Raw genomic sequence first — 21,596 nt, forward strand, 5'->3', positions numbered from 1 at the left:
CTAAGCCATAGGATGTGATATAAATAAGCCGTGTTCCCTGGGAACCGGCTTATTTATATATGCGTTGTCATTCCTATATACTGGATACATATGAATTCGTTAAGCCGGAGGTAATGGAACGATGAGTGTACCTTCCCATTCAGATCAACCGGTTCAGCCGGAAAAGGGAATACAGGCAGATCAACAGGCTTCATTGCGTCTGCAAATCTGGGAGACACCACTCATGCGACAAGGTAGTAGTGTACTGGAAGCTTTTGCTTGGGAAGAAGTTATGTGCAGGCGGGTTGGGGCAGGGCATCTACCTGTTGCACATATATGGAGACACCCAGATGCCTTTGTAGCGGGTCTGCGTGACCGCAGGTTGCCACAGGCTGTAGAAGCGATGGAACGGATAAGAAGCCAAGAGACAGCGGTCTGTGTTCGGCCTTCCGGTGGAGCGGCAGTACCCTTGAACCCAGGGGTAGTTAATGTGTCGCTGATTCTGCCTAATCCCGGACATGCTATCAATATTCATGATGATTTCCGGGAGATGGCTTCGATTATTGCCGAGTCGCTAACGCCGTGGTCGAATCAGGCACAAACTGGCGAAGTCCAGGGTGCTTTTTGCCCGGGAGATTATGATGTCAGTGTAGGTGGATTGAAATTCTGTGGTATTGCCCAGCGCAGGCAGGCAAAGGCGTATATCATTACGGCTTTTATCATCGTGGAAGGTCAGGGAGATCAATTGGCAGCAGATGTGCGACAATTCTATCAGCATGCAGCAGGCGGGGCGAGTGAAGGATATCCCGATGTTCAGCCTGGCACGATGGCAAGTCTGAAAGAATTGGCAGGTGTACCTTCAGCTGCGGCATATACTGCGGCTTTGGTTCGAACACTGCGCGATCGTTATCCACAGGCGGAGACCAGCAGGGTGCTTAGCGTTGGCTCTGAAGAAGTACGCCTGACAGCTGAGCAGATGAAGCTGCGTTACGATTAACACTTTTTACTAGGGCTTGGAATTGGTTAATAGAGATGATATGATGTGATTTCGGAAGGAGAGTGTTAGGATGGACACATTGAGATATACGTATTTATATGAGGTTGTATCAACAGGCGAAAAATCCGAGTTCAGCCAAATGGCAACAAGCAAGGAAGAGGCTGCTGCACTGATCGTTGCACGTATAGCCGATCTGGAGTTTACAGATGAGTCTGATATCAAGCTGGGCGATCTGATCTCCATTAGCAAACAGGTTGGCGACAACTATGTGGCGTGCGAGGGCTGTGCTTCTTAAGTGAACATTTAGAAATAGGAAGTCTCTCAAAATACAAGCAAGTCTCTTTTACAGGAGGCTTGCTTTTTTGTATAAACCCAAAGAGATATCTTTCAGTCATTTGGCTGGAGATATCTCTTTTTTCTCTAAACCATCTAACCCCAAGCTTAATAAGGCGGCCACAACAACTTGCGTGCTGTTTCGTAACGCTCGGCAACAGCGGGCCAGTAGACAACATTCCACCAATCCTCGATATACTTTTTGCGTTCGTTCTGATGCTTCAGATAGTAGGCATGTTCCCACACATCCAGTGGCAGGAGCGGTACGATATCGGACTGGGACAGGTTCTGGTGTTTTTCCGCCTGCAAAATCTCCAGACGATGTGCTCTCGGGCTCCAGACAAGCATCGCCCAGCCACTGCCTTCCACCTTGTTCGCAGCTTCTGTGAATTGATTCTTAAACGCTTCATAACTGCCAAAATCCCGCTTGATCTGCTCTGCCAGCATACCGGAAGGTTTGCCGCCGCCAGCAGGATTCATAATCGTCCAGAAGATCGTATGCAGGTAGTGGCCTGCCCCGTTGAAGGCGAGTTCACGTTCCCAATGTTTGATGAGTTCAAAGTTATTCTTTTTTCGCGATTCCGCCAGCTTCTTCTCTGCTACATTTAGTCCGTCCACATAAGATTGATGGTGTTTGTCATGATGGATACGCATCGTCAGCTCATCAATATGTGGTTCCAGCGCATTGTACGCATAGGGAAGGGGTGGCAGTGTGTGTCCTCCAATGGGAACCGGCTTTTCCTTTACTGGAGGTGCTGTAGAGCTGGGCGTGGCTTGTGTTGTTCCGGTAGAAGGCGGTTGAGCGGTTGCGGATTGGATCTGAGCTGATGCGGCAGGTGCGTTTACATTCCCCTCTGGAGAAGTTGGAGCTTCTGAAGCTTGGCGATGGATGCTTCCTGACCCTGATGTATGCAACGCATTTTCCAGAAAAAGTGACGGCTCCGAGTCCGTCTCGCGCAAGATGCCAGGTTGGCCAAGCGTATCCAATACGCCCAGAAAATACTCCGATTCGCGGATAAAATGCAGAATGAGTACTTTGGCAAGCGGAACAGCTTGCACAGCAGCACTTTGCTCCAAAAGAACATACAACTGTTTGATGAACTCTCTCGATTGCTGCCGAGCTGCCAACACAAGTTGATCGATACAACGAACCATGTAGGGAGCAGGCGGATGGGTTCCGGGCAATAGTTGTTTTAAAAGCTGATTGGCTACTCGCTCACTGTTTGCAAAGGTAGCCTCCCATTCCTCCAGTAGCTTGACGTATGGGGGCTCCAGATCAGGAACCAGGGCACGAATGACGAGTGTATGTTCTTTCTCCTGCTCTTTCCAGAAACGGATTTCCTCCAATGTCCGCAGAGGCAGCAGGTGACCATATCCATACCAGTTCATCTATGTTGAACCTCCTTCAGATGAAATTCATTGCATGCAGACCGTCTGTTCATGCGTCCCAAGAGTATATTCCGTGAGCTTGTTGTCCTATGAGTGCAAAAAAAAAGAGCCCCTGAGGGCTCTGAAAAAAATTCGATGATTGAAATTTGATTATTCTCCATTATTCGTGTTCTGCACATCGTCACTGCTTGTCTTCGTTACATGACTCAGGAAAGTTGAAACACGGCGCAGATATTCCTTCGGATGCTCCCGGAAGATCAACTCATGGTGCGCATCCTGGACAATCCATACATCCGAGTACGGATTAGTCTGGTTGGCAGCGAGCTGCTCCGCAATTGGATAAGGCGCCTTCTCGTCCTCTGTACCATGGATGAAGAAAATTGGGAACGGATAATCTTCCTTTTTCACTTCCTGGTATGGAATCTGTTGCAATCCGGTACCATTCAGAACAGGGAACAACAGCTTCATGATCTCCAGTGTAGGCTGACGCGGGAGATCGATCTGGTTATGAATGTTGTGGTACAGTGTATCCGGCTCAAGCAGGAACGTACTGTCCAGAATCATCGCATCCACTTCCTGTGTAATCAGTCCAGTTTGAAGCGCCGTACCGGCACCCATGGAGAAACCCCAGACAACCAGTTCCTGCGCACCGCGCTGCTTGGCGAACTGGATGGCACCCAGCAATTGCTGTGACTCAGCTTTACCACCTGTGGCCACAGCTTTGTTCACCTGTGAGGCGAAGCCATAATCGAACATGACCACGTTGAACCCAAGTTGATGGGCATAGTGTGCCAGGTCATACATGGGTACCCATGTTTCTTCACGATTGGCACCATAGCCGTGACTGAAAATAATCGTTTTGCTTGCAGCATTGTCAGCAGGTATATACCAACCCTGCATCGTCCGGCTGCCATCTGCTGCCGGGAACGTGATGTCTTCGTACTTCATGTTCTTGGCCTGCATCGGATTGGAGAAGACCGGTGCTACAGTAGGATTGGATAATACCCATGCGATATAACCATGCAGTGCAATAAAACAAAACAGTAGAAAAAATACAACGGAGAGCAGCAACGCTACGATAATATGTTTGAACCGAATCAGCCTCGGTGATAGGGAAGAGGGCAGATCGGACACTTTTGTATGCAGCGGGGCTTCGCTCTGGGATGTTGGATACATGAATGCCCCTCCTTTGAAGTTCAGTTGAAGATAACAACGACATGAAAAGAGAATTGCGTCGATTTCAGAGCCTGCTTCAGAGCGATATCTTAATGTAATATATCTTTATCGTATGTTCCAGTATAGTCAAAGTCAATTGATTGAGGCCATTTGTTACGCAATTGTTATATAGTTCTTAAGATATATGGGTAACATTACCTTAGTGTGTAAATTACAGGGGATTAAGTCTTATAAAAAGGAAAAATTTACACGTTGGCCTATTTCGATTTTGGCTCTTTTTGGTTTACAGATGAGACCGTTTCTCATATAATTTATGTAACCAAGTTTCATGTGATGAAACATGAGGAGGGCATTATGCCATGGAAGATCGCAAGTTAACCGTCCGGGCTGTGGAACGGGCGCTGGATATATTATTATGTTTTACCACACGCAGTGATCTGGGACTCACCGAAATTGCCAGCCAGATTGGCCTGCACAAAAGTACAGTGCACCGCTTGATGGCTACGCTGGAGGATCGAGGGTTCGTGATCCGCGATGCAGCAACAGAGAAGTACCGACTTGGCATCCGAATCTGGGAGCTGTCGGCACATATGTCCCGCAGTGATGATCCCGCTATTCTGCTGCTGCCTGCGATGGAGCGACTGAGAGATCGATTGGGAGAGACCGTGAGTCTGTACCTGCGTGATGGCAGTGAACGGATTCGGATTCAGGCTGTGCAAAGTGATCAGGCGATTCGCCGAGTCGCACCAGTGGGTGTTAGACTCCCACTGTCTGTGGGCGCTTCCAGCAAAGTCTTGATGGCGTTTGCCACGGACGAGGATCGTGAAGAACTGATGAACGGGCCGGAATGGCCGGTTTTTATTGATCCGGCAGTGTATTTGGCGCAAATGGGAGACATCCGGGATAACGGATATGCGACGAGTTATGAGGAACGTGAGCCGGGAGCTGCCGCGGTATCTGTACCGATTATGGATCGCAGAGGCAATATTGCAGCTGCCCTCTCGGTCTCAGGGCCTGTTAGTCGACTCTCGCAGGAGACATTGCATGAATACGCACCTGTGTTGAAGGATGCTGCTACGCAGATGGGGCTCATGTTATCCTGATGTTGAGGTAAGGTTGTTCTCCAATGGAATTGGTGATTTGGAATATAAAGGTTGTTTTTATGTTCCGGTTACGCTACTCTGTAATGGACGGCCCAGCGGGGCCAGCTTCATTGAATATGAACGGCGGCTTATGTAAGCCGCAACTTGTTAACGTTACTGGGGGAGTCCGAATTGTCCGGACTGAGACGGAATCGCATGAGATTCCGGACCCTTTGCACCTGATCTGGATCATACCAGCGTAGGGAAGTAATCGGCGATATGACCACAAACACCACATGATGTGACCCTTGTAGGGCTCCGTTAAGGAGCTGCATAAAGGTGCATTATTGGTGATGGACATAAAAGTCGGTTCCTTCGGGGACCGGCTTTTTTATATACAGGGAACGGGCGATATAGCGCGGATTCTATGGGCCTCTTTTTCGATAACCTGCGGAATTGGGCTTGGATGATGAGAGAGAAGTCACCATAGATCCATGATCTGTGGCAGCCTCCGTCTGTTGTTAACTGTACATGAAAAGTGTCTCCCCTGGTCTGATGTAGGATCGCTCTTTCTTCTCTGCATTGCGCATGATTTGGGACAGGTACGTAAGTGAGCTAATGACGAAACCAACCAAACCAAGCGAATGAACATTGAGGAGGAGACAAGCGAACATGAGTACAGGAAATCAAACGGGACAACAAGCGATGGAACAGGAACATAACGATCGGCAGGTGGAAAAAGAAACAGGAGCGGCCGGACGGATTCAGCCCTTTCCGGGCAGCCGCAAAGTCTACATTCAGGGCTCACGGCCGGACATTGCTGTACCGGAGCGTGAGATAGCCCTTCATGACACGAATACTCCCCAAGGGGTGGAGCATAACGAACCGCTGCGTGTCTACGATACGAGCGGCCCCATGACAGATCCCGAATTTCATGCGGATATCCGTGCAGGTCTACCAGCTCTGCGCACCCGTTGGATCACAGAGCGTGGCGATGTAGAAGCTTATCAGGGCCGTACGGTTAAACCGGAGGATAACGGACTGAAGCCCGGAGGGAAGAGAGCCGGCGCCGAAGAGTACCCCGGATTACGTGGCAAACCGCTGCGGGCACAGCCAGGACGCTGTGTGACCCAGATGCACTACGCGAGGCAGGGCGTCATTACGGCAGAGATGGAATTCGCCGCCATTCGTGAAGGCGTGGAACCGGAATTTGTGAGGCAGGAGCTGGCGAGTGGACGTGCCATTCTGCCATCCAACATCAATCACCCGGAGAGTGAGCCGATGTTGATCGGTCGTCATTTTCACGTGAAGATCAATGCCAACATCGGTAACTCTGCCGTATCTTCCTCCATCGAGGAAGAGGTCGAGAAGATGACTTGGGCGGTACGATGGGGATCGGATACCGTTATGGATCTGTCCACAGGCAAAAACATTCATACCACCCGGGAGTGGATCATCCGCAATTCACCTGTGCCGATTGGTACGGTGCCGCTGTATCAGGCGCTGGAGAAGGTGAATGGCGAAGCGGAAGCGCTGACCTGGGAGTTGTACCGTGACACACTCATTGAGCAGGCAGAGCAGGGCGTGGACTACTTTACAATTCATGCAGGTGTACTGCTGCGTTATATCCCCATGACAGCCAAGCGAATGACAGGCATTGTATCTCGGGGTGGTTCCATTATGGCAGCATGGTGTCTGGCGCATCATCAGGAGAATTTTTTGTACACCCATTTTGAAGAAATCTGCGAGATTATGAAAAGGTATGATGTGGCGTTTTCGCTGGGGGATGGACTTCGTCCAGGCAGTATCTACGATGCCAATGACGAAGCTCAGATGGCGGAACTGGCTACGCTTGGGGAACTGACGCAGATCGCGTGGAAGCATGATGTGCAGGTGATGATCGAAGGCCCGGGTCACGTGCCGATGCACAAGATCAAAGAGAATGTGGACTTGCAGATGGAGATATGCCAAGAGGCACCGTTCTATACGTTGGGGCCGCTAACGACCGACATTGCCCCGGGTTACGATCACATCACATCCGCGATTGGTGCGGCCATGATTGGTTGGTTCGGCACGTCCATGCTCTGTTATGTTACGCCAAAAGAACATTTGGGCCTGCCCAACAAGGATGATGTGCGGGAAGGGGTCATCGCCTACAAGATCGCGGCCCACGCTGCCGATCTGGCGAAGGGCCATCCGCGTGCCCAACGCCGGGATGATGCATTGTCCAAGGCACGGTTCGAGTTCCGCTGGCGTGACCAGTTCAACCTTTCGCTGGACCCGGAACGGGCGCTGTCCTACCATGATGAGACGCTGCCGGCAGAAGGGGCCAAAGAAGCTCATTTCTGCTCCATGTGCGGACCTAAGTTCTGTAGCATGCGCATTACGCAGGACATTCGTGCCTTTGCGGCGGACAAAGGATTGTCCGAGAATGAGGCTGTAGCTGCCGGGATGCAGGCGAAGGCTGAGGAGTACCGGACACGCTCCTAGGAGCGGGTACAGCGCAAGCTGGGCAGTCTGAAATAGAGATAAAGCCGTTTCTCTCCGTCATTGCAGAGAAGAACGGCTTTTTTAGTGCTATGTCATGTATGTATTCTTAACCTACTCAGCCTTTATCAGAATTAGCTTTATGACTGCATGTGGCCCATATCTTATACAGAATTCCTGCGATAACAAATAAAAGAGCATCACTGAGTTTTGGTGCTCCTCCGTATAGAAATGCGGAACAGGAAAAACCTACTATAAACAGTACAAGAATATAGAGGAATCGCATATTAGTTCACCTCGTTAATTTGTGGTGTTACTAAGTAAGTGAGTTCATAGTTTTAGATAGAACTTGTTACTTCACTCCAAATTAGCATCTACTATCGAGCCAGGCCCAAATTCTTCTCCAAATACATCGCAAGCAATGCTAGCGGGCTATGGATTGGAATACCGCTATCTACTGTAACCTGTGCAGCAGCGGGAGCCATAGAGAGTTGGGCTGCCACTACCGTTTTACCCGGATACTGCTCAGCAATTTGCTGTAAGCCTTCACGTACCGATTCGAGATACCCTTGCTGGTCTCCACGCATAATCAACTCAAATGTCCCAGGGATGCATACCGCTTCCGTCTGAGATGTCTTGGCAACGTGTAGTGGCCCATTCTCATACTCATGCTGTAATGCCTGATTCATTCGTGCCATCGTGCCTTCAACGGTTGCCGGGTTGGTGAACACGATGATGTAATCTCCCGGTACTCGCCGCATCTCCTGCAATAACGGATCATCTATGCCGATCACAGGCACAGGGACCTGTAAGGCTTCTTGCTCCAGTACTGTCGCAAACAGGGTGCACGTGACCAGAATGGCATCAGCATGACACTCAGCGATCCATTGGAGCGTCTGGGCTACCTTCTCGTGAATGACGACCTCGGAAAAGTCAGCGTCATGTTTAAGACGGTCCAGACCTGGATCGACGTAATGGACCAATTCAACTTTATAAGGAGCAAGCGTCTCTTCAATTAAAGCGATGTTGGAATAATGAGCGTGAAAACAACCAATGGTGATCATGTGCTAAGTCCCCCTTTTACAGTTCGCATATGTCATGGACCTCGTAGATATTTAAAACCATTATAGAAACATGACTGAGGACTGTACAGTCGTTTATGGCTCAACGCCAATAACCGCCCTTCCGCCAAGCTGCGGAAAGACGGTCGATAACCTGACTCGACTAGGGTCGGTCCGGTGTCCATTTTTATCTAAGGGACGGAGAAACATTTTTCTTCGCCATTTTTTGCTGTAAAATTTCATGAAAGGATAGACCTTGAGTGTTCTCATTCTCCTTTTTAGGAGCAGTGGTCGCCGTGTTGCGCGGATATTGGTGATGGTACGGGATCATTTGCTGAATAGGCATGCGGATCATCTTGGTTCCTCCTTTGATGCGTTTTTTATAATTATGTATTTCGACTGGTTACCGTGCCAGATGCGCATATAGGTACATGTGACTTGTTAGACGAAATAGAAGGGTGTAAGGCGTAATTCCAATTGGATTGTAGTGATTTTACCCGGTTTTAAGGAGATGTAAACGTTTTTAGGGAAATTCAGGAGTAAAGGACCTAATATGAAAGGTTTGATATGGGAGGATCGAATCGGTTGTTATGTGAATAGTCCCAATTTTAAGGAAGTCAATGGTACCCGCATATGAGGCATATTATCTGGTTGAATGATGCAAAGCATGCTAACTAACTTGGTACCATGGTCGGGTTGTTTAGGGGGTAATGTAGTTCCGGATATAACAAAAAAACTGCCGAGCGAACCCGGCAGCTTGCGTAATATGAAGAAGGATGCGAGGAAACTTTGATCCTGTCTGAGGCGTATGGTGTTGGCTTTATCTACTTTGGTGAACAGCGATATATATATCCACTTGAACACTTTCGGGATTCAGGCTGCGTTCATCATACAATTCAAAATCCCCGGTGAACGTACGATCACTTTGTTTCTCCCATGCCCACACGGCTCCCCAGGCTTCGTGAGCAACCTCTGCCATGGGTCCTTTTCTGGAAGTGAATACGGCGTAAGTTGCAGGAGGGAGTAAAATGTCGTCCAATCCTTCAGGCAATGATTCGTTCGGACTGACCTCATGCCCTACCAGTATGGTGTATTCTCCGGTTATGCCATCGGTGTAATCCGTGTAACAGCCATAGCGGGCAGCTTCGGGTGCAGGGAGGTGCTCTGAGGCAAAATAATTGTTCCAGAGTCCCTGAATACAGCCTTTGCCACTGATCTCAATGGCATTGGTTGTGCGGGCGGATACGCCGGCAAGACGTTTGCCAGGGAGCGTGACATAACGAACGGGCTGGGCTGAAAACGAATGATCTGTTGTTACCTGATCAGGATGATTAGCAGAAACAGTAGGGTTTTCAGCCAGAGATTCTGTATGTTGATTCGTTGTATTCGTGCGCCAACGCTTCAAAAAAGGAAGCTGGTTACGAAGCATCGAACGAGCCGATTCCTCATCCATGCCTTCGTCCTTCAGAATGGCAGTGCACATCTCCGTCATGCCTTCAAGTGACATACCAGGCTGCTCAAACTTGCCCTCTTTGTAACAATAGATACAGTACTCACGGGTTGTGCTTCCATCTGCTTCCGTTCCGAATTGGGCAGGGGTTGTGAGTGGCATGCCGCAGCTTTGACATACAGTGACGTTCATGATTAGTTCCTCCTCATATATGTAGAGATTGAATATATCTGAAGTATACGAGGAGGAACTGGACAGCTGTCTGTCAGGTTTGAGTCGGGGAGATATAATTTTGTACAATTTGCTCCGCGATACGGCAGATTTCATCCCGAATATGCTGAGGTTCCAATACTTCAACGTCCGCGCCGAAGCCGAGAATGAATCCATATAACCAGCCATCCTCGGGAAAAGCAACCTGGCTGATGTAATACCCAGTCCCATCAGGCATGACGTTCTCGATCCCAAACCATTCTTCCGCAATATGACGGACGCGAGGATGGAATTTCAAGGTTAACCTAGCTTGATTGTCCGGACGGCTCCATTCCTGTTGCCAGGGTCTGTCCTGTGGGTTGATGACTTTACGCTCGAAGTGCTCATTAGCAAGTGTGACATCTTGCATGCGCACAAGCTTGAACATGCGAAATTGATTCCGCTCGTGACAAAAAGCATACAGATACCAGGAATGCTTCTTGAGTACGATGGTATGAGGGTCGGCAGTTCGGTGAGTCTGGATACCTTCCGCACTGCAGTAGGTAAAGGTTACGGGGCGTAATTGATCCATACCCTGTTCGATAAGTTCAAGCTTGATTTTCAGCGCTTCGGGATGTGTCCAGGTTGAATAATCAACGATGAATCGATTGGTATTGGCCTGGAAATCGTCATTTTTGGATTCAGGTACGATGCTGCTGAGTTTTTCGACCAGAAGCTCACGCGCCGCATTGGCATGGGAAGTGGATACACTGCGCAGTGCAATGACGATGGAAGCGAGGTCCTTGTCTGTTAATACGTTTCGATCCAGACGGTAGCCCTCTGCCAAACCAATCCCGCCGCTTGCCCCCTGATACGTCACCACAGGGATGCCTGCTTGACCCAATGTATCGATGTCCCGATAGATGGTCCGGATCGATACTTCGAACATATCTGCCAAGTCTTTGGCCTGTACTCGTCCACGATTGATTAGCAGCACCACGATGGCTAATAAACGCTCCAGTTTCATATGTATGGATTCCTTTCATTGGTTTATCTGTTGGATTCAAATATGTTATAATGCCCAGCATCACACATAGGAGTGGAATAAGCAATGAAGAGAATTACGATTCTGATCGCAGACGATGAAGTTGAGATCGCTGATCTGGTTGCTTTACATTTACAAAAAGAAGGATATCACACCATCAAGGCCTTTGACGGGAAGGCGGCGGTTCAAGCTGTTCAGACCCAAGCGATAGATTTGGCGATTCTGGACATTATGATGCCTGGCATGGATGGGTATGAGGTGACCCGTAAAATTCGGGAACAGCATCATTTACCGATCATTTTCCTGAGTGCCAAAACGTCAGATATGGACAAAATTACGGGACTCGTGATGGGTGCGGACGATTATATGACCAAACCGTTTAATCCGATGGAGCTTGTTGCCCGGGTTAACTCCCAGTTACGTCGTTCTCTCCAATTCAGCCAGTCTGTGCCTGTGCAGAGGTCCATTCTGGAGAAGGGCGGGCTCATCATCACGCCAGATCAACATCGTGTTACACTCTACGGCAAACCAGTGGAACTAACACCGAAGGAGTTCGACATTCTGTATCTGCTCGCGAGCCACCCCAAGCAGGTGTTCAGTGCAGAAAACATTTTTGAACAGGTGTGGGGAGAAGCCTATTACGAGAGTGGGAATACCGTGATGGTCCATATTCGGACCCTGCGCAAAAAGCTGGGGGAAGATGTGAACAAGAACAAGTTTATCAAAACCATCTGGGGTGTGGGGTACACGTTTAATGACTAAACGAAGAAGTTTTCGTACAACCATGATTATGTTGCTAGGGTTAAGCATGCTTGCCTCTGGTGCAATTACCTATGGGATTTACAAGCTTATGCAAGCCTATTATTCGGGTGTCCGTGCAGAAGATCAGCTCGCTGAATATCGTCATTTTATGAGAAGTATCGGGGATATCTATTTCTTCCTGATTTTATTTATCCCACTGGCCATTCTATTTTTCTTCTGGTTTACCAAGCCCTACGCGACGTATTTCAAGGACATTTCTACAGGGATCAGGCATTTGGCCAATGGAGACTTTCAGCATCGTGTGCAGATCTCCTCGAAGGACGAGTTAGGTACGATTGCGGAGGATGTGAACCTGGCAAGTGAGAAGCTAAGGGAAGCGGTAGAACGAGGGGATTTTGCTGAAAATAGTAAGGATCAGCTTGTCGTCAATCTGGCGCATGACCTGCGAACCCCGCTGACGTCTGTGCTTGGATATTTGGATCTGCTCATGAAGGATGATCAGCTAACGGAGGAGCAGGTTCGGCACTTTACGTCGATTGCATTCACCAAATCACAGCGTCTGGAGAAGCTGATTGATGATTTGTTTGAAATTACCCGTATGAATTATGGCATGTTGCCTATAAACAAGACACAGCTGGATCTTAGCGAACTGCTGAAGCAGATGAACGAAGAACTCTATCCTGTATTTGAAAAGAACCAACTAGTCGCCCGACTAAAAATAGACACTGACCTTACGGTCTCCGGTGATGGCGAGCTGCTGGCTCGTGTGTTCGAGAATCTGCTAATTAACGCTGCACGGCATGGCAAGGATGGCATGTATGTAGATATTAATGGATATCGGGATGCTGAACAGGTCATCATTCAGGTAATTAACTATGGTGGACATATTCGTCCGGAGGAATTGCCACATATCTTCGATATGTATTACACCGGAGATCGTGCCAGGACTCCTCAGGAAGGTGGGACAGGCCTTGGCCTATTTATTGCACGCAATATAGTGGAACAGCATGACGGGACGATTTCGGCCCAGAGTGATGTGGTACGGACGCAATTCGAAGTTCGTTTGCCCGTATTTCAATGAGGTCTAACGTCAAATTTAAGAAAAACTTTAAAATTGCCCTGCTTTTTCTTTAACTTGTGTTGTCTATCCTTGATGTATGAGGTAAAAGGAGGAACAAGCATGAAAAAGTGGGGCTTTTTAATATGTATCGTTTTGATCGGATATATCGTTACGCAATCACCGGGATGGATTCAGCAGAAGGATGAGTTGCCCATCGAGATTCAGAACACGCGTGAAAATCCCGCAGGTTATACCGTATCCGTCACCGGAAACATTCAGGATCAGGTACATAAGGGCAACTTGTTACTAGTGGATAAGCAATACCCGGTTCACCCGGAAGGAGTTAAATCCGATATTGTATATGTGTCGCATGAGGATGATCTGCTTCGTGGATATGGAATACTGGATCAGAAAATCATGTTATCACGGCAGGTGGCACAGGAGTTCCAGAAGATGGTTGAAGCAGCAGGCGAAGAGGGAGTCAGATATTTTCTCGTCAGCAGTGGATACAGGGACTTTGCGAAGCAGGACGAGTTATATCGGGAAAAGGGTTCAGACTATGCACTTCCTGCGGGACACAGTGAGCACAATCTTGGGTTATCCCTGGATATCGGCTCAAGCTTGGCTGCCATGAATGAAGCACCAGAGGGCGCCTGGCTGGAGGAGAATGCATGGAAATACGGATTTATTCTACGTTACCCAAAGGATAAAGTGCGCATCACGGGTATTCAGTATGAACCATGGCACTTTCGATATGTCGGGCTGCCGCACAGTGCCGTCATGTATAAGAATAATCTGGTGCTGGAAGAGTATCTCGATATGCTAAAAGAAAAAGAGAACATTACTGTTGAAGTAGAGGGTGAGGAGTATCATATCCGTTATTACCAGGCCACCCAAGACACGACCGTTTACATACCTGAGCAAGGCCAAACTGAAATATCGGGTGATAACATGGATGGCGTCATCGTCACCGTGAAGAAATAACAGGGCAACACCAGGGAGGCAAAACAACATGAAGCACAACAACCAGAAGAAAAGCAAACAGCACATCCTTTGGACTGCCGTTTTCATTATCTATTTATATTTAGTGACGAAGCTAATCCTATTCAAAGGAAGTGCTGTCGACTTTGGCATCGTGAAGGTTCGACTGATGGCGTTCTTGCAACAACCGGATCTGATTCATACGCGAACTGTCAACCTGACACCATTTCAGGAAATCTCACGAGACTGGAACGGCCTGTCGTTACATCGTCCGGGTACCTCAATCCACCTGGTAGGCAATATACTGGCCTTTATCCCACTGGGCATCTTCATTCCTGTGTTGACTGGCAACAAGTTGTTCTCTGGAGTAAAGGTGTTCCTGCTGTCCCTATTGCTCAGTCTGGGCTATGAAGTGACACAGTTAGTGACTGGCATGGGCATATTTGATGTGGATGATCTGATGCTTAATACACTCGGCGGCTTGATTGGATATATCATTTTCACTATGGCTACAGGTCTGAAAAAGGTGTTGGTGGGAGGAGAATCCCGCGTGACGACGAAAAAGTTAAATTCTAAGGAAAGTCACGTGTAAGGAGGGGAACAACTTGATTATAATGGCTGTACTGTTCATTTGCGCAGGGCTAATGTTTCTCCTGTATCCACACAAGGTAACGGATGCTTCGGAAAAACAGATTAAGGAGCGAGTGATCATGTCGAGATGGGTCGGCGGCTCGTTAATTGCTCTATCGTGTTTGTTTCTGATCATGGGCACGATTCAACTGTTGGATCAAGCCTCACATCACATTGGGCATTAGCAGGCAGTTGGCCTTGAAGCAACGGAGAACACACATACTGAAACCAAAGGCTCTCCATCACTGTGCAGATTGCACGTTACGGGGAGTTTTTTTGTTGTTTCATAAGGTATCAACTTTAGGATAGGATCAGTGAACTTTGCGAGTAACATCGCAAATGAGGTAGAGTAGAGATGATGCGTTAGTACCCATTCCTTACAAAAAAAGGAGGATATACATTGTATTCATTAGCTAAAGAACTAGCAGGAACAATGAAAGCCATTATGCAAATTGAAACCGAAATTGCTGATGCTAAGATTAATCAACAGGCAGAAGAGATCATACTTGGTATGGAACAGAGAAGATCAGCTTTAATAAACAATGTTACACGTGATGAATTAATGGTCATCCAAACAGTGATGAACATAGGAAGGTCAGAAAGAGGGTATCGTTATCGTTTTAATTCGGAAGACGTTGAGATTATTAACCTTCCCATTGAGTTAAACGAGCATGAGTTGATGCAGAAATATTCCTACTATCTGATACATAAAACGAAAGAGGAATTAGCAAATGGAATTGAATATCATACGCTTGTCTCATCATTTCTAAAAGAAGGTATAGAGATCTTAAAACTCTAGACCGTTACCCGACATGCTGATAGGAGGTCTGCAAGATGATAATGAAAATTTCGTATTATACGCCAGATGGATTCTACTATTATGTCCCCGATCAATATGCAGAGAAGATGGAAGAGTGGAGAATTGAATTTTCAGATTTTTTGCAGAGTATAGAGGGGAAACATCCATTCACAGAATACACGGAGTCCATTAATTATGAGGGTGAGCTGGAATATGCCGTTTTTGTAAGATGCTACGGAGGAGATGAGTTTGTAGACTGGATTAACGTGGAAAAATTAAACTGCAGAGGGCTATACCGCATTCCTGGGCCAACTGATGATTCAGAAGTTGGATTGAAAATTGATTTTTAAACTTATCTCTATTATGAAAGCAAAGCAAAAGAAGCCCCCCACCACGTGCTGATTGCACGTAATGGGGAGCTTTTTTGTATAACTTCATCGCATTAATGATTTATGTCATTAAGCTTTTTTCATCATTTGACGCAATACAGTTTGCAGGATACCGCCGTTATGGTAGTAATCCACATCAACCATGCTGTCCAGACGAGCGATGACAGGGAATTCGAACTGTGTACCGTCTTCACGAGTTACGGTAACTTTCAACTCTTGTCCTGGCTTCACATCATTGCTAAGGCCAGTAATGTCATACGTTTCACGTCCGTTCAGACCAAGGCTGGACCAGCCGTGACCTTCCTGGAATTGCAATGGCATTACGCCCATGCCGACCAGGTTACTACGGTGAATCCGCTCGAAGCTTTCCGCGATAACGGCTTTAACGCCGAGCAGGAATGTTCCTTTTGCCGCCCAGTCACGGGAACTTCCTGTACCATACTCTTTACCTGCGATAACGATCAGGTTCTGTCCCTCATCCTGATACTTCATGGAAGCATCGTAGATGGACATTTCTTCGTCGGTTGGCAGGTACTTCGTAATACCACCCTCAGTGCCCGGAGCCACCTGGTTACGAATACGAATGTTGGCAAACGTACCACGCATCATGACTTCATGGTTACCACGGCGTGAACCGTAGGAGTTAAAGTCTTTGCGCTCTACGCCATGTTCTTTCAGGTACAGTCCAGCCGGGCTGGATACGGCAATATTACCTGCTGGGGAGATGTGATCCGTTGTTACGGAATCCGCAAGCAATGCCATAACGCGTGCAGAACGGATATCTGCGATATCGTTCAACTTGTCGCCAAGCTCCTGGAAGAACGGAGGGTTCTGAATGTACGTGGAGTTCGGGTCCCATTCGTACAATTCACCTTCCGGTACAGAAATTGAATTCCAACGCTCATTGGCTGTAAATACATTCTCGTACTTGTTGCGGAACATCTGAGCGTTCAGGGAACTTGCGATGGTATCCTTGATTTCCTCGGAGCTAGGCCAGAGGTCTTTCAGGAATACAGGCTCATTGTTCGTATCATAACCGATTGGATCGGTTTCAAAGTCAATATTTACTGTACCCGCAAGTGCATATGCCACAACGAGTGGTGGTGATGCCAGGTAGTTGGCTTTAACCTGTGCGTGCACACGGCCTTCGAAGTTACGGTTACCGGACAATACAGCCGCTACGGTCATATCGTTCTCAGCAATAGCTTCGCTCACTTCGTCCGGCAGTGGGCCGGAGTTACCGATGCATGTTGCACAACCGTATCCTGCAACGTTGAATCCGAGTTTGTCGAGATACGTGATCAGGCCTGCTTTTTCCAGGTACTCGGTAACAACAAGGGAACCTGGTGTCAGACTGCTTTTCACATATCCTGGTTTGGTCAGGCCGCGTTCAACTGCTTTTTTCGCCAGTAGTCCCGCTCCAACCATAACACTTGGATTCGAAGTATTCGTACAACTTGTGATCGCAGCGATCACAACAGCGCCTGCTTTCAGTTCACTGGTGGAACCGTTAGGGTGCTTCAAAGGTACGGTTTGTTCGATTTTCTCATCGCTCAGACCGTAGCCGCCTTTATCTACAGGTGTGCGAATAATGCTGTTGAAGCTTTCTTTCATTTGTGTCAACTCGATGCGATCCTGTGGACGTTTTGGTCCTGCAAGACTTGGTACAACAGAGCCGAGATCCAGTTCAATCACATCTGTGAATTCAGGGTCAACGGTGCTGGAAGTACGGAACATGCCTTGAGCTTTGTAGTATGCTTCAACCAATTCTACCTGTTCGTCAGGACGACCAGTGTTACGCAGATAGTTCAACGTTTCACTATCAACAGGGAAGAAACCGATGGTAGCGCCATACTCTGGTGCCATGTTGGCTACTGTTGCACGGTCAGCCAGACCGATGTTGGCAAGACCTGGACCGTAGAACTCAACGAATTTACCAACAACGCCTTTTTTACGAAGCAATTGGGTAACGGTAAGTGCCAGATCCGTTGCTGTTGCGCCTTCGCTCAGGCTGCCTGTCAGTTTGAAACCGATAACGTCCGGTGTTACAAAATAAAGCGGTTGGCCCAGCATACCTGCTTCAGCCTCAATACCACCAACACCCCAACCAACAACGCCAAGTCCGTTGATCATGGTGGTGTGGGAGTCTGTACCTACGAGGGAATCCGGGAATACAACGGTTTCGCCGTCCACGGTTTTGGTTGCTGCCACGGAAGCCAGATACTCCAGGTTAACCTGGTGAACGATCCCTGTGGATGGTGGAACTGCACGGAAGTTGTTGAATGCCGTTTGCGCCCAACGCAAGAAGCGGTAACGCTCTTCATTACGCTCAAACTCAACTTTGATATTGTAATCAAGTGCATCGTTGGTACCAAAAGCATCAACCATAACGGAGTGGTCGATAACGAGATCGACGGGTACGAGCGGGTTGATCTGTTTTGGATCGCCGCCTGCTTTTTTCACAGTATCACGCATTGCAGCGAGGTCAACGACAACCGGTACACCGGTGAAATCCTGCAGAACGATACGTGCAGGGATAAATGGAATTTCCTTGTTATTGTCACGGCCATCTGCCCAGCCGGTCAGTTGTTTTACGTGTTCTTCGGTGATGGCACGTCCGTCGAATTGACGAATTGCTGCTTCAAGCAACACTTTAATGGAGAAAGGAAGCCTGGAAAGATCGCCGTGGCCGTTTTCCTGAAGAGCATCGAGACTGTAGTAGCGGTAAGACTTGCCTCCAACCTCAAGACTGCGAGCGGCGGAGAAATGATTCTTTGCTGACATACATGTACCTCCTTGGGATGTGTCGGTGAGATGAAGAAAACGTTCATTTAGGTGAAGAACAGGCCTTCATCGTTCCGTGTTCTTGTTCGTTAGTTTCATCAGATGAAACGTAATTTCATAATCATAACTTTAGTTTTAAGTATACCGTTTTCACCTCCGTACGTAAAGGTCTTTTTGCCTGATCAAGCAAGCTTTTGAACCGATGAAGGCGTTTTCGTGAAGCGGGTAGGAATAAGATATCTCGTGTACCTGTATTTGCCGAATTTCGGATCTACCTCCTGAGCCGTGTACATACAACCGAAGACCCTCTCATATGAATAGTAGGAGTTTATATACGCAATGAAATATTCCAGACAGAAACTCATGCCAAAAGGGGGACATAGGCTTGGAACGGGAATGGAAGAGTGCCTTATATACTTACGTGAACCAGTACAATCGCTGTGAGATCGACTACCGTCCACAGACCAGCGAACGGATCGTTACCGATCGTGACTTCGTGGTGGAACGGGGAGAGCGTATGGCAAGGCTGGACGAATGGTATCGTAAGCGGCGCGCCGTGCCTCTTCGCAGCGAGACCAGCGCCAAGCTTGTGCGCACGCTTATGGACGGACAGGAAGAAGCGGTGGTGGATGTACAATTGTACAGCAGACTGTTCTACGAGAAGAGCGGGATCACCCACCGGGAGGACCGGATTGAGCGGGAGCGGTTAACCTTTCTGCGGCAGAGTGGTGGATGGATCATTGGACGGGTCGAGCGAGAAGTGCCGGAGCGTCGCCCTGCTGGGGAAGGACGTCCGTTTCAACAAGCTGATTTTGTACAGGCGATGAATCGGCCGCTGCTGAATCGGGAAGTGCTGGGTCAAGGAAGAAGTTCACGGCAACAGTCATATCGCAGAGATCTGGCAGTTGCCTATGCAGATCGGTGGTGGAATGCGGGGAATCCGGCATTTGAGGAATTTGATGTGGATTGCACCAATTACGTGTCCCAATGTCTCTTTGCAGGGGGCGCACCCATCCACTATACTGGTAGAAGAGAAGCTGGCTGGTGGTATAAAGGGTATGTGAACGGCTCCGAAATGTGGAGTTACAGCTGGGCAGTCTCCAATAGTCTGGAGCGTTATTTATCAGGCAGCAGCTGGGGGCTGACCGCGACAGAAGTGGAGCGTCCTGAGCAGTTGATGCTCGGCGATGTTATTCTCTACGATTGGGATGGAGATGGACGATTTCAGCACAGCACCGTTGTGACTGCGTTTGATGCGGGCGGTATGCCGCTTGTTAACGCACATACGGTTAGCAGCCGTCACCGATTTTGGGATTACCGGGATTCTTACGCTTGGACGGAGCGGACGGTATACCGGCTTTTTCATATTGCAGATGAGTTTTGATGACGAAAGATTTTCGGGATGCGGTGACGCAGACATCCAGTTCCGTGTAAAATAAGACCAGATAACACAAGCAGAATAACAAGGGTGCTGAGCATGCAAGCATGACAGCATCAGGCACAGATAATCGGAGGGTACACATGAGTATGGATAAATTAAAAGTAGGCGTCGTGTACGGCGGAAAATCGGGCGAGCATGAGGTGTCGCTGCAAACGGCGTTTGCTGTAACAAACGCATTTGATTATGAAAAGTATGAACTGGTTCCTTTTTATATCTCCAAGCAGGGAACGTGGAAAAAAGGACCTGTCATGCATGCGCCGTTCGCGCAGATTGAAGATCTGAAGCTGGAGCAATCCGCGGGTGGAACTCAGGATGCGCTGAACGCACTGTTTGGCCGTTTGTATGGCGGAGCAGAAGCGCTGGACGTCATGTTCCCACTGCTGCATGGTACGTTTGGAGAGGATGGCACCATTCAGGGCATGTTTGAGATGGCGGATATGCCATATGTAGGTGCAGGTGTACTGGCTTCGGCTGGCGGCATGGACAAAGTAGTCATGAAAAAGCTGTTTGCACAGGCTGGCATTGACCAATGTGCCTTTACGTATTTTAACGCGACACAATGGAAGCAGACAGAGCACGAAATGATCGTACAGGTCGAAGATCAGCTGGGGTATCCTTGTTTTATCAAACCGGCGAATCTGGGCTCCAGCGTGGGCATCTCCAAAGCGCGTAACCGCGATGAGCTGAAAACAGCTGTCGAGTTCGCACTTCGGTATGATACGAAGGTTGTCATTGAGGAGTTCGTCGAAGCCCGCGAAGTTGAAGTCAGCGTCCTCGGCAATGACGAGCCAATGGCTTCCGTTCCAGGCGAGATCGTATCCTCCGGTGAATATTATGACTATGCAGCCAAGTATATTGATGGTCAATCACAGATGCTGATTCCAGCTCCACTGGACCCAGAGGCCGCAGATCGCATTCGCGAGGCAGCTTTGCAGGCGTTCCGTGCGATTGAAGGTAACGGCATTTCACGTGCGGACTTCTTCATTCGGAAAAATGACGGCGCATTGCTTATTAATGAAGTCAACACCATGCCTGGTTTCACACCATATAGCATGTATCCACTTCTTTGGCGTGAGACAGGTGTATCGTATGCCGAACTGCTGGATCGTATGATTGAGCTGGCACTGGAGCGTTACAACCGCAAGCAGGCACTGAATTACGAGAACGGCGTACAGGCGTAGCCTGCGACCACAAGATCAGGAGGGATATGCATGGGATTTCAGACTGAATTCAATTCCGTATGCAAGTTCAAGAATGAGCAGGAGCTGTTCGAACTGCTTGAATACGGACGTGGCAAAATGGTCAAACAGGGCTTCAGGGTATTTCCTACCGGCCAGAAAGTGATTGCATACACACCGGATAACGTGGCTGTAGCCATCGTCAAGATCGTGGTTTCCATTGCAGAGATCAACTTCCAGGGGCAAGAGGTAACCGAGGTGGAGATGCAACTCATCCGCAAATTGACTGAGGAAGAATCACGCATCCAGACTGCCCTTGCGGATGAGATGTTCTTTGGAGAGCAAGCACAGGAATAGTTGTGGATTGTAAGTGCGAGTCGGATG

Annotated in this window: 21 protein-coding genes and 1 riboswitch; of the genes, 14 read left to right on the plus strand and 7 right to left on the minus strand. The window is 48.4% G+C overall.

What is annotated here, in order from left to right; all coding sequences use genetic code 11:
* Positions 1–121: 121 nt before the first annotated feature.
* Positions 122–976: a lipoate--protein ligase family protein gene (locus tag QVE09_RS28650; RefSeq protein WP_315939570.1), complete on the plus strand. Its 855-nt coding sequence runs from the start codon at positions 122–124 to the stop codon at positions 974–976.
* 70 nt (positions 977–1,046) lie between these two features.
* Positions 1,047–1,271, plus strand: a complete 225-nt coding sequence (locus tag QVE09_RS28655) for a hypothetical protein (protein WP_036614132.1) — start codon at positions 1,047–1,049, stop codon at positions 1,269–1,271.
* 146 nt (positions 1,272–1,417) lie between these two features.
* Here QVE09_RS28655 and QVE09_RS28660 read toward each other — a convergent pair whose 3' ends face one another.
* Together QVE09_RS28660 and QVE09_RS28665 are read right to left on the minus strand one after the other, a co-directional pair.
* Entirely contained in the window at positions 1,418–2,698 is a 1,281-nt protein-coding gene (locus tag QVE09_RS28660; RefSeq protein WP_315939571.1) for a Fe-Mn family superoxide dismutase, read from the minus strand.
* Between the two features lie 150 nt (positions 2,699–2,848).
* On the minus strand, positions 2,849–3,874 hold the full coding sequence (locus QVE09_RS28665) for an alpha/beta hydrolase (protein ID WP_315939572.1): 1,026 nt from the start codon (positions 3,872–3,874) through the stop codon (positions 2,849–2,851).
* 359 nt (positions 3,875–4,233) lie between these two features.
* Between QVE09_RS28665 and QVE09_RS28670 the strand changes: the two genes are divergently transcribed.
* Both QVE09_RS28670 and thiC read left to right on the plus strand, forming a co-directional pair.
* Positions 4,234–4,977, plus strand: coding sequence for an IclR family transcriptional regulator (locus tag QVE09_RS28670; protein WP_017690772.1), 744 nt, complete (start codon positions 4,234–4,236; stop codon positions 4,975–4,977).
* A 148-nt stretch (positions 4,978–5,125) separates the two neighbouring features.
* Positions 5,126–5,239, plus strand: a riboswitch (TPP riboswitch).
* 422 nt (positions 5,240–5,661) lie between these two features.
* Complete coding sequence (thiC, locus tag QVE09_RS28675; RefSeq protein ID WP_315939618.1) at positions 5,662–7,446, plus strand: phosphomethylpyrimidine synthase ThiC; 1,785 nt, start codon at positions 5,662–5,664, stop codon at positions 7,444–7,446.
* Between the two features lie 374 nt (positions 7,447–7,820).
* On the opposite strand, the gene QVE09_RS28680 is transcribed toward thiC, so the two are convergent.
* The 4 genes from QVE09_RS28680 to QVE09_RS28695 all read right to left on the minus strand — a co-directional run bounded on the left by QVE09_RS28680 (position 7,821) and on the right by QVE09_RS28695 (position 11,170).
* Complete coding sequence (locus QVE09_RS28680) at positions 7,821–8,507, minus strand: aspartate/glutamate racemase family protein (protein WP_315939573.1); 687 nt, start codon at positions 8,505–8,507, stop codon at positions 7,821–7,823.
* Between the two features lie 184 nt (positions 8,508–8,691).
* The gene (locus QVE09_RS28685; RefSeq protein WP_315939574.1) at positions 8,692–8,859 is read right to left on the minus strand and encodes a hypothetical protein; all 168 of its coding nucleotides are present in this window, start codon (positions 8,857–8,859) and stop codon (positions 8,692–8,694) included.
* A 465-nt stretch (positions 8,860–9,324) separates the two neighbouring features.
* Positions 9,325–10,146, minus strand: coding sequence for a zinc ribbon domain-containing protein (locus QVE09_RS28690; protein ID WP_315939575.1), 822 nt, complete (start codon positions 10,144–10,146; stop codon positions 9,325–9,327).
* A gap of 73 nt (positions 10,147–10,219) precedes the next feature.
* Complete coding sequence (locus QVE09_RS28695; protein WP_315939576.1) at positions 10,220–11,170, minus strand: helix-turn-helix transcriptional regulator; 951 nt, start codon at positions 11,168–11,170, stop codon at positions 10,220–10,222.
* An 84-nt stretch (positions 11,171–11,254) separates the two neighbouring features.
* On the opposite strand from QVE09_RS28695, the gene QVE09_RS28700 reads away from it, so the two are divergent.
* The 7 genes from QVE09_RS28700 (at position 11,255) to QVE09_RS28730 (ending at position 15,770) form a co-directional block, all read left to right on the plus strand.
* A complete protein-coding gene (locus tag QVE09_RS28700) occupies positions 11,255–11,950 on the plus strand; it encodes a response regulator transcription factor (RefSeq protein ID WP_211085189.1) in 696 nt (231 codons plus the stop codon).
* Positions 11,943–13,031 (plus strand): HAMP domain-containing sensor histidine kinase, encoded by a 1,089-nt coding sequence (locus QVE09_RS28705; RefSeq protein ID WP_315939577.1) that lies wholly within the window; start codon positions 11,943–11,945, stop codon positions 13,029–13,031. The genes QVE09_RS28700 and QVE09_RS28705 overlap by 8 nt, the downstream gene beginning before the upstream one ends.
* A 99-nt stretch (positions 13,032–13,130) precedes the next feature.
* Positions 13,131–13,994: a M15 family metallopeptidase gene (locus tag QVE09_RS28710; protein ID WP_315939578.1), complete on the plus strand. Its 864-nt coding sequence runs from the start codon at positions 13,131–13,133 to the stop codon at positions 13,992–13,994.
* Positions 13,995–14,022: 28 nt separating this feature from the next.
* Complete coding sequence (locus tag QVE09_RS28715) at positions 14,023–14,583, plus strand: VanZ family protein (protein WP_315939579.1); 561 nt, start codon at positions 14,023–14,025, stop codon at positions 14,581–14,583.
* A gap of 13 nt (positions 14,584–14,596) precedes the next feature.
* A complete protein-coding gene (locus QVE09_RS28720) occupies positions 14,597–14,806 on the plus strand; it encodes a hypothetical protein (RefSeq protein WP_315939580.1) in 210 nt (69 codons plus the stop codon).
* A gap of 215 nt (positions 14,807–15,021) precedes the next feature.
* Positions 15,022–15,420: a hypothetical protein gene (locus QVE09_RS28725; protein WP_315939581.1), complete on the plus strand. Its 399-nt coding sequence runs from the start codon at positions 15,022–15,024 to the stop codon at positions 15,418–15,420.
* A 35-nt stretch (positions 15,421–15,455) separates the two neighbouring features.
* Positions 15,456–15,770: a hypothetical protein gene (locus QVE09_RS28730; RefSeq protein WP_315939582.1), complete on the plus strand. Its 315-nt coding sequence runs from the start codon at positions 15,456–15,458 to the stop codon at positions 15,768–15,770.
* A 108-nt stretch (positions 15,771–15,878) separates the two neighbouring features.
* Here the strand turns inward: QVE09_RS28730 and acnA are convergent, their stop codons facing one another.
* On the minus strand, positions 15,879–18,593 hold the full coding sequence (gene acnA, locus QVE09_RS28735; RefSeq protein ID WP_315939583.1) for an aconitate hydratase AcnA: 2,715 nt from the start codon (positions 18,591–18,593) through the stop codon (positions 15,879–15,881).
* 385 nt (positions 18,594–18,978) lie between these two features.
* Here acnA and QVE09_RS28740 point away from each other — a divergent pair, with 385 nt between their 5' ends.
* From QVE09_RS28740 to QVE09_RS28750, 3 genes are all read left to right on the plus strand, one after another.
* Entirely contained in the window at positions 18,979–19,977 is a 999-nt protein-coding gene (locus QVE09_RS28740) for an amidase domain-containing protein (RefSeq protein ID WP_397387114.1), read from the plus strand.
* Between the two features lie 137 nt (positions 19,978–20,114).
* Complete coding sequence (locus tag QVE09_RS28745) at positions 20,115–21,215, plus strand: D-alanine--D-alanine ligase (RefSeq protein ID WP_036614110.1); 1,101 nt, start codon at positions 20,115–20,117, stop codon at positions 21,213–21,215.
* 30 nt (positions 21,216–21,245) lie between these two features.
* A complete protein-coding gene (locus tag QVE09_RS28750; RefSeq protein ID WP_036614107.1) occupies positions 21,246–21,569 on the plus strand; it encodes a hypothetical protein in 324 nt (107 codons plus the stop codon).
* Positions 21,570–21,596 lie beyond the last annotated feature (27 nt).

Source organism: Paenibacillus sp. ClWae2A, assembly GCF_032452295.1.
GTDB lineage: Bacteria > Bacillota > Bacilli > Paenibacillales > Paenibacillaceae > Paenibacillus.

Coding starts and splice junctions, on each gene's coding strand:
- QVE09_RS28685 (WP_315939574.1), bottom strand. CDS start 8,859: ATGATCCGCATGCCTATTCAGCAAATGATCCCGTACCATCACCAATAT.
- QVE09_RS28700 (WP_211085189.1), top strand. CDS start 11,255: ATGAAGAGAATTACGATTCTGATCGCAGACGATGAAGTTGAGATCGCT.
- QVE09_RS28730 (WP_315939582.1), top strand. CDS start 15,456: ATGATAATGAAAATTTCGTATTATACGCCAGATGGATTCTACTATTAT.
- QVE09_RS28655 (WP_036614132.1), top strand. CDS start 1,047: ATGGACACATTGAGATATACGTATTTATATGAGGTTGTATCAACAGGC.
- QVE09_RS28695 (WP_315939576.1), bottom strand. CDS start 11,170: ATGAAACTGGAGCGTTTATTAGCCATCGTGGTGCTGCTAATCAATCGT.
- QVE09_RS28680 (WP_315939573.1), bottom strand. CDS start 8,507: ATGATCACCATTGGTTGTTTTCACGCTCATTATTCCAACATCGCTTTA.
- QVE09_RS28715 (WP_315939579.1), top strand. CDS start 14,023: ATGAAGCACAACAACCAGAAGAAAAGCAAACAGCACATCCTTTGGACT.
- thiC (WP_315939618.1), top strand. CDS start 5,662: ATGGAACAGGAACATAACGATCGGCAGGTGGAAAAAGAAACAGGAGCG.
- QVE09_RS28705 (WP_315939577.1), top strand. CDS start 11,943: ATGACTAAACGAAGAAGTTTTCGTACAACCATGATTATGTTGCTAGGG.
- QVE09_RS28665 (WP_315939572.1), bottom strand. CDS start 3,874: ATGTATCCAACATCCCAGAGCGAAGCCCCGCTGCATACAAAAGTGTCC.
- acnA (WP_315939583.1), bottom strand. CDS start 18,593: ATGTCAGCAAAGAATCATTTCTCCGCCGCTCGCAGTCTTGAGGTTGGA.
- QVE09_RS28710 (WP_315939578.1), top strand. CDS start 13,131: ATGAAAAAGTGGGGCTTTTTAATATGTATCGTTTTGATCGGATATATC.
- QVE09_RS28670 (WP_017690772.1), top strand. CDS start 4,234: ATGGAAGATCGCAAGTTAACCGTCCGGGCTGTGGAACGGGCGCTGGAT.
- QVE09_RS28660 (WP_315939571.1), bottom strand. CDS start 2,698: ATGAACTGGTATGGATATGGTCACCTGCTGCCTCTGCGGACATTGGAG.
- QVE09_RS28690 (WP_315939575.1), bottom strand. CDS start 10,146: ATGAACGTCACTGTATGTCAAAGCTGCGGCATGCCACTCACAACCCCT.
- QVE09_RS28745 (WP_036614110.1), top strand. CDS start 20,115: ATGAGTATGGATAAATTAAAAGTAGGCGTCGTGTACGGCGGAAAATCG.
- QVE09_RS28750 (WP_036614107.1), top strand. CDS start 21,246: ATGGGATTTCAGACTGAATTCAATTCCGTATGCAAGTTCAAGAATGAG.
- QVE09_RS28650 (WP_315939570.1), top strand. CDS start 122: ATGAGTGTACCTTCCCATTCAGATCAACCGGTTCAGCCGGAAAAGGGA.